General features: G+C 61.7%; 14 protein-coding genes. 11 read left to right on the forward strand and 3 right to left on the reverse strand.

Annotated features, from left to right (window positions below; translation table 11 throughout):
- Positions 1-197 precede the first annotated feature (197 nt).
- Entirely contained in the window at positions 198-746 is a 549-nt protein-coding gene (locus tag Q1V51_RS01200) for a DUF2975 domain-containing protein (RefSeq protein ID WP_300551894.1), read from the forward strand.
- Positions 747-756: 10 nt separating this feature from the next.
- Positions 757-990: a helix-turn-helix transcriptional regulator gene (locus Q1V51_RS01205; RefSeq protein WP_300551895.1), complete on the forward strand. Its 234-nt coding sequence runs from the start codon at positions 757-759 to the stop codon at positions 988-990.
- Between the two features lie 209 nt (positions 991-1,199).
- On the opposite strand, the gene rph is transcribed toward Q1V51_RS01205, so the two are convergent.
- Complete coding sequence (gene rph, locus Q1V51_RS01210) at positions 1,200-1,919, reverse strand: ribonuclease PH (protein WP_300551958.1); 720 nt, start codon at positions 1,917-1,919, stop codon at positions 1,200-1,202.
- A gap of 117 nt (positions 1,920-2,036) precedes the next feature.
- Here rph and hrcA point away from each other — a divergent pair, with 117 nt between their 5' ends.
- From hrcA to Q1V51_RS01230, 4 genes are all read left to right on the forward strand, one after another.
- Entirely contained in the window at positions 2,037-3,104 is a 1,068-nt protein-coding gene (hrcA, locus tag Q1V51_RS01215) for a heat-inducible transcriptional repressor HrcA (RefSeq protein WP_300551896.1), read from the forward strand.
- Positions 3,105-3,125: 21 nt separating this feature from the next.
- On the forward strand, positions 3,126-3,743 hold the full coding sequence (gene grpE / locus Q1V51_RS01220) for a nucleotide exchange factor GrpE (protein ID WP_300551898.1): 618 nt from the start codon (positions 3,126-3,128) through the stop codon (positions 3,741-3,743).
- A gap of 76 nt (positions 3,744-3,819) precedes the next feature.
- The gene (locus Q1V51_RS01225) at positions 3,820-5,340 is read left to right on the forward strand and encodes an FMN-binding glutamate synthase family protein (protein ID WP_300551900.1); all 1,521 of its coding nucleotides are present in this window, start codon (positions 3,820-3,822) and stop codon (positions 5,338-5,340) included.
- Positions 5,341-5,343: 3 nt separating this feature from the next.
- Positions 5,344-5,691 carry a hypothetical protein gene (locus Q1V51_RS01230; protein ID WP_300551902.1) on the forward strand — a complete coding sequence of 116 codons (348 nt, stop codon included), beginning with the start codon at positions 5,344-5,346 and terminating at the stop codon, positions 5,689-5,691.
- Here the strand turns inward: Q1V51_RS01230 and Q1V51_RS01235 are convergent.
- A complete protein-coding gene (locus Q1V51_RS01235; protein WP_300551904.1) occupies positions 5,688-6,329 on the reverse strand; it encodes an alpha-ketoglutarate-dependent dioxygenase AlkB in 642 nt (213 codons plus the stop codon). The genes Q1V51_RS01230 and Q1V51_RS01235 overlap by 4 nt on opposite strands.
- A 42-nt stretch (positions 6,330-6,371) precedes the next feature.
- Positions 6,372-6,818, reverse strand: coding sequence for a DUF4157 domain-containing protein (locus Q1V51_RS01240; protein WP_300551905.1), 447 nt, complete (start codon positions 6,816-6,818; stop codon positions 6,372-6,374).
- A gap of 272 nt (positions 6,819-7,090) precedes the next feature.
- Between Q1V51_RS01240 and dnaK the strand changes: the two genes are divergently transcribed.
- Genes dnaK through dapB form a run of 5 tightly spaced genes read left to right on the forward strand, consistent with a single transcriptional unit; the run spans position 7,091 to position 13,054 of the window.
- Entirely contained in the window at positions 7,091-9,007 is a 1,917-nt protein-coding gene (gene dnaK, locus Q1V51_RS01245; protein ID WP_300551907.1) for a molecular chaperone DnaK, read from the forward strand.
- Positions 9,008-9,063: 56 nt separating this feature from the next.
- Complete coding sequence (locus tag Q1V51_RS01250) at positions 9,064-9,927, forward strand: FkbM family methyltransferase (protein WP_300551909.1); 864 nt, start codon at positions 9,064-9,066, stop codon at positions 9,925-9,927.
- Positions 9,928-9,930: 3 nt separating this feature from the next.
- Complete coding sequence (gene dnaJ / locus Q1V51_RS01255; protein ID WP_300551911.1) at positions 9,931-11,094, forward strand: molecular chaperone DnaJ; 1,164 nt, start codon at positions 9,931-9,933, stop codon at positions 11,092-11,094.
- Positions 11,095-11,153: 59 nt separating this feature from the next.
- On the forward strand, positions 11,154-12,230 hold the full coding sequence (locus Q1V51_RS01260) for a hypothetical protein (RefSeq protein WP_300551913.1): 1,077 nt from the start codon (positions 11,154-11,156) through the stop codon (positions 12,228-12,230).
- Positions 12,230-13,054, forward strand: a complete 825-nt coding sequence (dapB, locus tag Q1V51_RS01265) for a 4-hydroxy-tetrahydrodipicolinate reductase (protein ID WP_300551915.1) — start codon at positions 12,230-12,232, stop codon at positions 13,052-13,054. The genes Q1V51_RS01260 and dapB overlap by 1 nt, the downstream gene beginning before the upstream one ends.

Genomic DNA, 13,054 nt, shown 5'->3' on the forward strand with positions numbered 1-13,054 from the left:
CAGGCCCGAAAAATCCAGTACGCGTTCGTTCGCATCCGTTGCGATCAACCTGGTGCTGCTGATTTCCGTCGCCGCCGGTGCGTTCTACGCTATTGCTCCGGTTGCAGCGTGATTTGGAATACCCGGTAGGGCTGGCCTCAAAAGCGCGCTAGACGCTAAATAGGCCGGCCTTATCGATGGAATGGGAAGGGAAGGGAATGAAAGCACTGGGACATGCGTCCGTTGTTTCGGCCATCAAGGTCGCACTGGACGTGATCTGGGTTCTCCTCTGGATAGCCCTCGCCATCGCTGCCCTCGTTCTGCTCGCTGTCGCGGGTGCCTTCCTGATGGATTTCATGGGCTATGAGCCCAATGCGTTCTCAGCCCTGCTGCAGACGCTGCGTGAAAAAGGGATATGGTTTCCGCTGCTGATCGCCGAGATCGCCGCGGTGATGATTGTCGTCCACCGGCTGCGCCGGATCTTCCTGACCTTGATCAATGGAGATCCCTTCGTGCCGGAAAATGCCGGGCATCTGCGCATTATCGCTCTTGCGATTGCGGCTTATCAGATCCTGGCGCAGGTCACCCAAGGCGTTGTCGCCATGTTATTGACCCTGATGGACCGGTCGGTCGCCGGGGGCTCGAATATCGGGATTACGCCGGATATAGCCTTGGGGCCGTGGATCGCCGTAGGCGCCCTGCTCCTGTTCGCGGAGATTTTCCGCGAAGGTGCGAAAATGCGCCAAGAACAGAAACTGACGATCTAGGAGACGCCTCATGCCTATTCGCGTCACCCTGGACCGTATGCTCCTCGAGCGCCGCATGTCGCTGACTGAATTGTGCGACCGTGTCGGCATCACCATGGCGAACCTGTCAATCCTGAAGACAGGCAAGGCCAAAGCCGTACGCTTCTCCACCCTGGAAGCGTTGTGCAAGGAACTCGATTGTCAGCCGGGAGATCTGCTCTCGTTTGACGAAGATGAGGAAGAAGGCCGGGACGCCGCCGAATAGGCGCGCAAGGCTAAAGGATTTGCCCGCAGGAATGTGGGCAGAACAGACGGCGGGAGTGGGCCTGCGCGGAACGCCCCTTCCCTAGAGAGTCCGGGCAGGCCATTTTCAGCCCCCCAGCGCACTCCCGCCGTCTGCCTTTTCTCCGATCGGACGATCAGATCAGCTTCACAGCATAATCAGTTGAGCGGTCAGTGCAATCTTGCGCTGGCCTATTTGCTTTCAAGGGCCGCAAGCTGAGCCGCCGCGAGCTCGGTCACGCCGGCACGGGCCAGATCAAAAAGCTCGCCGAAGGCCGCTTCCGGGATCGGCTTGTCTTCCGCGGTGGCCTGGATCTCGACAATGCCGCCACCCGGCGTGAGAACGAAATTGGCATCGGCCTCGGCGCGGTGGTCTTCCTCGTATTCAAGATCGAGACGGGTCTCGCCGTCGATGACGCCGCAGGACACGGCAGCGAGCTGGCCGAAGACCGGGTCAGCCTTGAGCACATCTTCCTCGATCAGATAGTTGGTAGCCATTTTCAGCGCCACCCAAGCGCCGGTGATCGCCGCGGTGCGAGTCCCGCCGTCGGCCTGGATGACATCGCAATCTATCGTGATCTGACGCTCGCCGAGCGATTCCATATCGACGACCGCACGCAGGGAGCGGCCGATCAGACGCTGGATTTCCTGGGTCCGGCCGGACTGTTTTCCGGAAGAGGCCTCGCGGCGCATGCGCGAATGCGTTGAGCGCGGCAGCATGCCGTATTCCGCCGTGACCCAGCCCTTGCCCTTACCGCGCATCCATGGCGGCACGTTGTCCTCGACCGTCGCCGTGCAGAGCACATGCGTGCCGCCGAACCGGGCCATGCAGGAGCCCTCCGCATAAACGGAAACACCGGTTTCCAGGCTGATCTCACGCAGGGCGTCACGGGCACGGCCGAAAGGTCTCATCAAGGGCTCTCCTGAAGTTTCAGCGCCGCTGGTAACGGTGATTGACCCGCGCTTCAAGCACCAAGCCGAGAGAACGCCGCATTGAATGCGCCCGCAGCATTGCGTATCTGGAGATTGATGAGCGTTTCCAACCCGCCTTCCTCCCTCGCGGCACTCGATGACCGCATGCGCACGATCTTTCGCGAGATCGTGGAAAGCTATCTGGAAACCGGTGAACCGGTGGGCTCACGGACGCTGTCGCAGGCCGGGCGACTGTCACTGTCCCCGGCCTCCATCCGCAACACCATGTCGGACCTGGCCCGGCTTGGCCTGTTGACCGCACCGCACTCCAGCGCCGGGCGGTTACCGACCCACTCTGGTCTGCGTCTGTTCGTCGACGGTCTGCTGCAGATCGGCGAGCTCAGCGCCAATGAGCGGCGCGCCATCGAGGGCCAGGTCGGGGGCACGGGACGCCCGGTAAAGGACCTGCTCGGAGAAGCCTCAGCCATGCTCAGCGGCCTGGCCGGCGGGGCCGGACTGGTCATGACGCCGAAACAGGAAGCGCCGCTGCGCCATATCGAGTTCGTTTCGATTTCCCCGGTTGAGACCCTTGCGGTGCTGGTTTTTGCCGATGGTCACGTTGAAAATCGTCTGATGACCACGCCGGACGGCTTGCCGCCGGCGGCGCTGGTTGAGGCCGGGAATTATCTGTCGACCCGGCTCAAGGGCCGGACACTGGGTGAAGCGCGACGTGCCATCGAGGAAGAAATGGCCGCACACCAGACCCAGCTGGATGAAGCCGCCCAGTCCCTGGTGACGCGCGGTTTGGCCGATTGGGGCGGTCCGGAGGGTGAACAGTCCCTGATCATCCGGGGCCAGGCGAAATTGCTGGAGAATGTGGATGCAGCAGAAGACCTTGAACGCATCCGCCTTCTGTTTGATGACATTGAACGCAAACGCGAGCTGATTGCCCTTATGGACAGGGCTCGCGACGCTGATGGTGTCCGCCTTTTCATCGGCGCCGAGAATCCCTTGTTCAGCCTGTCGGGTTCAAGTGTGATCGTGGCTCCCTATATGAACAGCGAACAGGAAATTGTTGGGGCTCTGGGTGTAATTGGACCAACGCGTCTGAACTATGCCCGTGTTATCCCCCTCGTCGACTATACCGCGCGCGTGGTCGGGAAAATCCTCGATGGCGGGCGTTAGAGACAGACTGCAGGAAAACAAATGAGCGAAACGGACAACAACCCGGCACCGGAAGCAGACGCTGCAGACGCTGAAGTGGAAACAGAAGCCGCTGAAGCTGCTCCGGAAGGCAAAACCGTCGAACAGCTGGAAGCCGAGCTGGACGATTTGCGTGACCGCCTTCTGCGCGCCGTCGCAGAAGAACAGAACACGCGCCGCCGCGCCGACAAGGAAAAGGCCGACACCCGGGCCTATGCCATCACCGGATTTGCCCGCGACATGCTCGATGTCGCCGACAACCTGTCTCGCGCCGTCGCGGCGGTAGACGAGGCCAGCCTGGCAGAGGCCTCGCAACCGCTGAAAAACCTGGTCGAAGGCGTCGCCATGACCGAGCGGGCCCTGCTGTCGAAAATGGAAAACCACGGCATCAAGCAAGTGGCCCCCGAGCCAGGCTCGGCATTCGATCCCAACCTGCACCAGGCCGTGGCACAGATCCCGTCGGATCAGCCGGCAGGGACAATCGCCGCCGTCATGCAGACCGGTTTCGTGATCTCCAGCCGCACTTTGCGGGCGGCCATGGTTGCCGTTTCCGCCGGAGCTCCGGCTGGCGGCGACACACCATCGGGTGAAACCGGCGGCAATGTCGACCTCAAGGCCTGACACAAGACTGTGAAACCCCTCGCCATCGCCCAGGCGCTGCGCCAATATGCGCGGCGTTCCAGCGAGGGGTGTTCGCATGTTCAATCTGCCGCAATGGGCTTTTGACGCCCTGTCCATCCTGACCCAGCTCTTCATCCTCGCGATCGGGGTGGCGGCGCTGGTCGCGCTGTACATGTATGCGCGTGACACGACACAAACGGCCGATGCGGTACGCCGGAACTACCCCGTTGTCGGCCGCTTCCGCGGCCTCTTCACCACGCTGGGCGAGTTTTTCCGGCAGTATTTCTTCGCCCTGGACCGCGAGGAGCTGCCCTTCAACCGTGCCGAGCGGGACTGGGTCTATCGCGCTGCCAGGGGCAAGGGCGGCACCATTCCCTTTGGCTCGACCAAGCCTATGACACCGGTCGGTACGGCCCTGTTCGTCAATTGCCCGTTTCCGGTTCTCGACGATGACGCCGCAGCGACCCAACCCATGCGTATTGGCCCACACGCGCGCCAACCCTATGACGCCCCGTCCTTTTTCAACATTTCCGGTATGAGCTATGGCGCCCTGTCGAAGCCGGCAGTCCGGGCCCTGTCGGTCGGGGCGAAAAAGTCCGGTATCTGGCTCAATACAGGCGAGGGGGGTCTGTCCCAGTTTCACCTGGAAGGCGGATGCGACATCGTCTTCCAGATCGGCACGGCCAAGTTCGGCGTCCGCAATGAAGATGGAAGCCTGAGCGAGAAATCCCTTGGCGATATCGCCGCTCTGCCGCAGGTTAAAATGTTCGAGCTCAAGCTCTCCCAGGGCGCCAAGCCCGGCAAGGGCGGGATCCTGCCGGCGGCCAAGGTGAACAAGGAAATCGCCAAGATCCGGGGCATCCCGGTTGGCAAGGCCGCCATTTCGCCCAACCGTCATCCTGATATCGAGAATATCGGCGACCTCCTAGACATGATCGCCCGCATCCGCGAGGTGTCAGGCAAGCCGGTCGGGATAAAATTCGTTGTTGGCGCCTATGGCTGGCTCGATGAATTGTGCGAGGAAATCCTCAAGCGTGGAGCCGAAAGCGCACCGGACTTCTTTACCGTGGACAGTGGTGACGGAGGCACGGGTGCTGCACCCATGGCCTTGATGGACAATGTCGGACTCACGATCCGCGAGAGCCTGCCCATGGTCGCCGAGATCCTGCGCAAGCACGGGCTGAAACAGCGCATCCGCATTATCGCCTCCGGCAAGCTTTTGATCCCGGGTGCCGTGGCCTGGGCGTTGGCGACCGGAGCGGATTTCGTGCAGTGCGGGCGCGGTTTCATGTTTTCCCTCGGGTGTATTCAGGCCCTGAAATGTCACGAAAACACCTGTCCTACGGGCGTAACCACGCACAAGAAACACCTGCAGCGAGGCCTCGTTGTTAGGGAGAAATCCGACATGGTCGCGGAATATGCCAGGACCATCACCGAACATGTCGAGATGATCGCTCATTCCTGCGGCGTTGCCGAGCCTCGCAAGCTCAAGCGCAAACATGTACGCATCGTGCAGGAGAACGGGCGCTCGGTTGCGCTGAGCGATCTCAATTTCGTTTCCGATACGCTGACACGTCAGCCGGACAGCCAGGCCTGATCCATGAATTCTGCCCTGTTCTGGCTGCGTTTCATCCATACGCTCGTCTTCGCCTATTGCATCGCCACCCTGATCCCGATGAGCGCTTATGCCCTGACTGGTGAGGGCGAACGGGTCGCGCTTATAGGCTTGATCGGTCCGGTTCTGGTGTTCCTGGGCCTCATGCTCAATCGCGGCACCTGCATATTGCAGACCCTGGCCAAACGGCTGACCGGAACCACCGACGGATGGGTGCGCGACATCTTTTTCCTGCCTGAGAGCTGGGCCTTGCAAGTGGTGAAAGTGATGCTTCCGGTTTTCGTCCTGGTGATCGGCGGTGTGGGACTAAGGTTTGCTACGACGTTGGGCTAGGCCGGGATCGTCACCCGGCGCAGGGTCAGATTGATCCGCCCACCACCGGGGAACTGTTCCTCGCCCAGCAGCGTCGATGTACCCGGGTAGATCCGGTCGACGCCGTGATAGCAGCGCCGCGACGCCCCGCCGAGTACGACAACATCGCCGGAACTCAGCACCATGGACGCCGTTTTGCCGCCGCGCTGCGGACCGCCAAGCCGGAATCGCGCCTTGTCCCCCAGCGACACCGAAATGACCGCTGCGTCAGTCGCCTCTTCATCCCAATCGATATGCATGCCCATCTTGCTGTCGGCAGCATACCAATTGACCAGACAGGCTTGGGGGTCAGCTGGATAATCAGAGACTTCGCGCCAGAGTGTCAGGAGCGCGTCAGGCATGGCAGCCCACGGCTGGCCGGTCTGCGGATGAAAAGATTCATAGCGATAGCCCTTGGCCTTATCGGTGACCCAGCCCAGCGGGCCGAAATTGGTCATCATCACCGAAAGCGGCTTGCCGGTTCGTGGCATGGACGGACGCCAGAAGGGCGCATCCCCGCGCGCCTCGATGACCGTCTCGATCAGGGCCTGCTGAGCGGCCCGGTCGAAATACCCCGGGAGATAGCGGAAGCCGTCGGGCATGGAATAGGTGTCAGCCATTCAGCCCATATAGCCCCCCACTGAGGTCGGGCCCACCCGTTTTCAGTCCGGCTTGCGATCCCGCTGCTCGCCGCGCCGACGATTACCTCGTCCCTCAGTACGCCGGTCGCTCTCTTCAACCTCTTCGGATGGCTCTTCGCTGCTTCGGGATTGCTGGCCGCCTGGCCCACCACCCTGCTGCACCACATGTGTCAACTCGTGAGCCAGGAGCCGGTTTCCGCTTTGGTTGCCACCGCTTTCATTGCGGCCAAAATGAACGTCATTGCCAGATGTGTAGGCCTGGGTGTTGAGCTGGTCGCTCATCGTCGCCGCACTGGAATCGGTATGGGCGCGAACATCGCTCATATCCGGACCGATCTGCTGCTCCATCTCCTGGCGCATATCCGGAGACACAGAGTCACCATTGTTGGACCCGGAGTCGTCCTGTGCGTGAGCCGCGCCAGTTAGAGTCCAAGCCGCTATCGCCGTAATCCAGACTTGCATCTTCATTTCCACCTCCCCGCTCTATTGCCTAGAGAATAGCATATGACTGCTCTACAGCTGACGCTTTGATGAACCCGCCCTTGCACTCGTCCCAAGCCCTCCCTAAATCGCCTACCAAGCGCGGGGTCATTCCCGCCTCCTTTGAACCACTTCCGGTGTCGGCATCACCGGATCAGCAATGACGATCCCGAAGGGGACTGTCCTACCGCATGGCGGGCGCCTGCTTGCAGGGCTTGCGATGTCCGGCAGTCTCGCTGAACGAAACGGAGACGAAAATCATGAGTAAGGTCATCGGCATCGACCTGGGTACCACCAATTCCTGCGTTGCAGTCATGGACGGCAACCAGCCCAAAGTCATCGAGAATTCCGAAGGCGCCCGGACGACCCCGTCCGTGGTCGCATTCGCCGAAGATGGCGAGCGCCTGATCGGCCAGCCGGCCAAGCGTCAGGCGGTCACTAATCCGGACCAGACATTCTTCGCCATCAAACGTTTGATCGGCCGCAATATGGACGACCCGACCGTCAAAAAAGACGTCGACATGGTCCCCTACAAGATTGTGCCGTCCGACAATAACGCCGCCTGGGTCCAGGGCCGCGACAAGAAATATGCGCCGTCGGAAATCTCAGCCTTTATCCTGCAGAAAATGAAGGAAACGGCTGAAAGCTATCTCGGTTCCGATGTCACCCAGGCCGTGATCACGGTTCCCGCCTATTTCGACGACGCCCAACGTCAGGCCACCAAGGACGCCGGCAAGATCGCTGGCCTGGAAGTCCTGCGCATCATCAACGAGCCGACCGCTGCAGCCCTGGCTTATGGCCTGGAAAAGAATGACGGCAAGACCATCGCCGTCTTCGACCTCGGTGGCGGTACCTTCGACGTCTCCGTGCTGGAAATCGGCGATGGCGTGTTCGAGGTGAAGGCCACCAATGGTGACACCTTCCTCGGCGGTGAAGACTTCGACCTGCGGATCGTCGAGTATCTCGCGGACGAGTTCAAAAAGGAAAACGGCATTGACCTGCGCCAGGACAAGCTGGCCCTTCAGCGCCTGAAGGAAGAAGCGGAAAAGGCCAAGAAGGAGCTCTCCTCGGCGAGCGCCTATGAGGTCAACCTGCCCTTCATCACCGCTGACGCGTCCGGTCCGAAACACCTCAATATCAAGCTCTCCCGCGCCAAGCTGGAAGCTCTGGTAGACGATCTGGTCAAGCGCACGCTCGAGCCTTGCAAGAAAGCGCTCAAGGATGCCGGCCTGTCGCCGTCCGATATCGATGATGTGGTGCTCGTTGGCGGCATGACCCGTATGCCGAAGGTCCAGGAAGCCGTGAAGTCCTTCTTCGGCAAGGATCCGCACAAGGGCGTGAACCCGGATGAGGTTGTCGCCATGGGCGCGGCCATCCAGGCCGGCGTTCTGCAGGGCGATGTCAAAGACGTCCTCCTGCTCGACGTGACCCCGCTCTCTCTGGGTATTGAAACCCTCGGCGGTGTCTTCACCCGCCTGATCGAGCGCAACACGACGATCCCGACCAAGAAGTCCCAGGTCTTCTCGACCGCCGACGACAACCAGACGGCCGTGACCATCCGTGTCTCGCAGGGCGAGCGCGAAATGGCGGCGGACAACAAGCTTCTGGGGCAGTTCGACCTGGTCGGCATCCCGCCGGCGCCGCGCGGCATGCCGCAAGTCGAGGTCACCTTCGACATCGACGCCAACGGTATCGTCAACGTGTCCGCCAAGGACAAGGCGACCGGCAAAGAGCAAGCGATCCGTATCCAGGCCTCTGGCGGCCTGTCCGACGAGGACATCGACGCCATGGTCCAGGACGCTGAGAGCCACGCCGACGAAGACAAGAAGAAGCGCGAGCTGGTGGAGGCCCATAACGGTGCGGAAGCCATGGTCCACCAGACCGAGAAACAGCTCGAGGAGTTCGGGGACAAGGTTCCGGCGGCTGACAAGGAAGCCATCGAGACCGCCCTGAATGAACTCAAAGAGGTCAAGGATGGCGAAGACCTCGAAGCCATCCAGCAGAAGACCCAGGCGCTGGTCCAGGCCACCATGAAGCTCGGTGAAGCCATGTACGCCGCACAGCAGGCAGAAGCCGGCGCGGAAGGCGAGACGAGCGACTCGGCGGCCGATGACGAAGTGGTCGACGCGGAATTCTCCGAAGTCGACGACAAGGACGACGCCAAGAAAGACGCTTAAGGTCTGATCAATCCGGCCGGGTGTATGCCCGGCCGGACGGACTTTAAGGGGGCAGTATGAGCAATCTCGATCCGGTCAAGGCACCCTATGGGGCCTATGCATTGCCACCCTTTCAGGAGTGGTTGCGCCGGGCGGCGATGAAACTGCCCTCTGACCGACTTCGCCGCACGGCTGAATCTGTGGTTCGCCGCCTACTGATGTCCGGCGGGCGGGATATCGCGGATGTCGAGGTTTTTCCGGGCCAGCACGCTCGCGTGCACATGCGCGATAACCGCTGCGAGAAACGCGCTTTTGTGGGTTCCAGGACCTGGGATAGCGGCGAACGCGCGGCGATCCGTGAGGTCATCGCGAACGCCCCGGCCGGGCGTGATGTTGTCTTCGTCGATGCCGGAGCCAATGCCGGTCTGTACACCCTGTCTGTTCTGGCCGACGCGCTGGCCCTGGGCCGTTCGGTCAAAGTCGTCGCAATCGAACCGGACACGGAAAACCGCCGCCGGCTCGAATTCAATCTCTCGGCGTCGGGCGCACAGGCCGTCACCGTGGCGCCCTTTGCGCTGGGTGCCGAGGAAGGCCTGGTCGACATGCTCCAGGATGAGACGAACCGCGGCGAGGTTCGGATCGACGCAAACAGCACCACCGGCTCCATTCCGATGAAGCCGCTCTCCATGGTGCTGGAAACTGCCGGTGTCGACGCGGTCGACATCATGAAAATGGATATTGAAGGCTTCGAGGAACCTGTCCTCACCGCCTTCTTCGACATGTGGCCGCGCCAGAAATGGCCGCGAACCATATTGCTGGAAACGCTGCATGCCGGTGCAGCCATCACCGATGGCGCCCCGGGACTGTGCTTGGAGCGCGGCTATGAAGTCGCCAGCCAGATGCGGCAGAACGCAGTCCTGGTGCTGCGCGATGGTGAGTAGACAATGAGCAAGCGCGATTATTACGAAGTGCTGGGCGTGGACCGCGGCGCGGACGAGAAGACGCTGAAAAGCGCCTATCGCAAGCTGGCGATGAAATACCACCCCGACCAGAACCCGGACAATCCGGAGGCGGAAGCCAAGTTCAAGGAAGTCGGCGAGGCCTATGCGGTTCTGTCCGACGGTGACAAGCGCGCAGCCTATGATCGCATGGGTCATGCCGCCTTCGAGCAGGGTGGTATGGGCGGCGGCGGCCAGGGGCCCTTTGGGGGCGCCGGGGCTGCAGAATTCGCCGATATCTTCGAACAGGTCTTCGGTATGGGCGGCACGGGCGGTCGACGCCGCAATTCCAATGGCCCGGCCCGCGGCGCCGACCTGCGCTACGATATGGAGATCAATCTGGAGGACGCCTATCACGGCAAGGACACGACGATTGACGTTCCGACCGCAATGGAATGCGAACGCTGTGATGGCCAAGGCAATGAGCCCGGCACCGAACTGGAAACCTGTCCGACCTGTAGCGGTGCGGGCCGGATCCGCCGCTCCCAGGGTTTCTTCACCATGGAGCAGACCTGCCCGCAGTGCGGTGGTCGCGGCCAGTATGTGAAAACCCCCTGCCAGGACTGTGATGGGGTCGGCCGGGTGCGCAAGAACCGCACCCTACAGGTCCAGATCCCCGCTGGTGTGGAAGATGGCACGCGTATCCGTCTTGCCGGTGAAGGCGAAGCCGGCGCCCGTGGCGGGCCGCGCGGCGATCTCTACATCTTTCTCTCCGTCACGCCGCATGAATTGTTCGAGCGCGACGGACCGAACCTGTATTGCCGTGCACCCTCCTCGATGGTGCAGGCTGCCCTGGGCTGTTCCATCGAAGTCCCGACCATTGAAGGCGGCAAGGCCGAGATGAAAATTCCCGAAGGCGCTCAGACCGGCCGGCGCATGCGTCTGCGCGGCAAGGGCATGCCACGACTGCGAGGCGGTGCCCGCGGCGACATGATCGTCGAGCTCTTCGTGGAAACCCCGCGCAATCTCTCCGATCGCCAGAAAGAGCTTCTGAAAGAGTTCTGCGATCTGTCCGGCGAAGGCTGCAATCCGGATTCCGACGGCTTCTTCAACAAGGTCCGCCAGTTCTGGGACGACGTCACCACCGATGACGGCCGCCCCAGCGCCTAGGCAACCAGCCTCGCGAAACAGGTGACAAGCCCGCCCGGTCCGGCCTAGTGTCCGGCGGCATGAGCGAGAGCCCGGATAAGACAACAAGCGAAGAGCGCTTCGAGCCTTTTGAACTGGCGATTTACCGCCTGTCGCCGCTCGGCTTCTGGGGCACGACACTGGCGCTCTTCCTGCTCGCCATCGGATCCTATGCGCTGATCTCGACCCTGACTCAGCAACCGCCGCTAATTGAGACCCGTAGTGATGGCACCCGAGGCCTGCCTGATGTCGCCTGGATTGCCTTTGTCCTCTCCCTGATCTTCACAGCCGGACCGGCACTGACCGAAAATGGCCGCCGCTACTGGGCCCGATTTGCGCCCCAGGTGGCAGAGACGGTGGCCACAGACGGGCAGCAACAGGCGCTTGATTTCGGTGATGGCCGCTTGCCAGTTTCCGCGCGCGGGATGTACCGGCTGATGGCGTTGTTGGGCATCATTGCCGGACTGGGGCAGAACGCCCTGATCATGTTGCTCCAGGACGCGCCCATCCATCTCTATCTTAGCTCGGTTGGATTATGGTTCGTCCTGATTTCCCCACCACTTTTCGCTGTGGGATTTCGCGCCGGCTATGACGTCGCGCGCGAGGGCGGGGCCCTGAAACGCCTGATCCTTGACCATGTGGAGGTCGACCTTTTCCATCTCGACCGGCTCAGCGTTTACGGATCGATCGGTTTGCGCGCCGCCTTGTCCTGGATGGTCATGGCGGCCATTCTTTTGCTCTTCCTGGTCGATGCCAATCAACTCTGGTCAGGCCTGATCGGTGTCGGCTTCGCCATTGTCGGGGCGGTTTCCGTTTCCACCAGCGCGGTGCGACCGGTGCATGACCGCATCCGGGCTGCAAAAACGGCAGAACTAGACCGCATCCATGAAGCCATGTCGCAACAGCGAGAACGCGCGCTCGCCGGCGATCCTGACGCGGCCAGCGCACTGGCTGGACTGACCGATTATGAAATCTGGATCGAGCAGCGACCGGAATGGCCTCTATCGCCCGGTGTCACAACACGGTTCGCATTTTACATCCTGATCCCGGTCGTCCCGATCGCCGGATCCTATCTGTTTGAAAAAGTCGCCGATTTCATGATTACAGGGGGAAGCTGATGACTGACGGGGTGAATATCACCGTACTTGGGCCAACCGGACGGTTGGGCCAGGCCATCTGCAAAGCGATCCTGGATAGCGAGGATTGCGCCCTGGTCGGCGCCGTTGTGCGTGCGGAATCCCCCCGAGCGGGACAGGATCTGGGTGAATTGCTCGATCGTGCGCGGCTTGGCGTTGTCGCCGAGACTGAGCTTGAAGCGGCGATTGCCGATGCAGACCTTGTCGTCGACGCCAGCCTGCCCTCGATGACGGTTGCCGCGGCACAAAGACTGGCCGCGCTCAAAGGTCCGGCCCTGATCACCGGTGTGACCGGGCTGACCGCCGACCAGGATGAACGCCTGGAAGCAGCCGCGAAACAGATCCCGCTCCTCAAGGCGGGGAATTTCTCGCTTGGTGTCGCCGTTGCCGAATCCCTGGTCGCCCAGGCAGCGGCACTGTCGGCGCGCGACTGGGATATCGAGATCAACGAAACCCATCACCGTATGAAGACCGACGCACCCTCCGGTACGGCCCTGATGCTGGGTCGCGCTGCCGCGAAAAAGCGCGGTGTCACGCTGGAAGAAGCCGGGGTCTGGTCACGGCGCGGCTCAACCGGTCCGCGTGAACTGGGCACCATCGGATTCTCCGTCAATCGCGGCGGGTCCATCGTCGGCGAGCATGCCGTCCGCTTCATCGCCGAGCTGGAAGAACTGACCATTTCCCACAAGGCCTATGACCGCGCCATTTTCGCCAAGGGTGCGCTGGAAGCCGCGCGCTGGATGGCCAATGGCGGAAAGGGGCGGCCGATCGGCGCTTACTCCATGCAGAATGTGATTGGCGGCTGA

This window comes from Maricaulis sp. (assembly GCF_030149235.1).
GTDB lineage: Bacteria > Pseudomonadota > Alphaproteobacteria > Caulobacterales > Maricaulaceae > Maricaulis.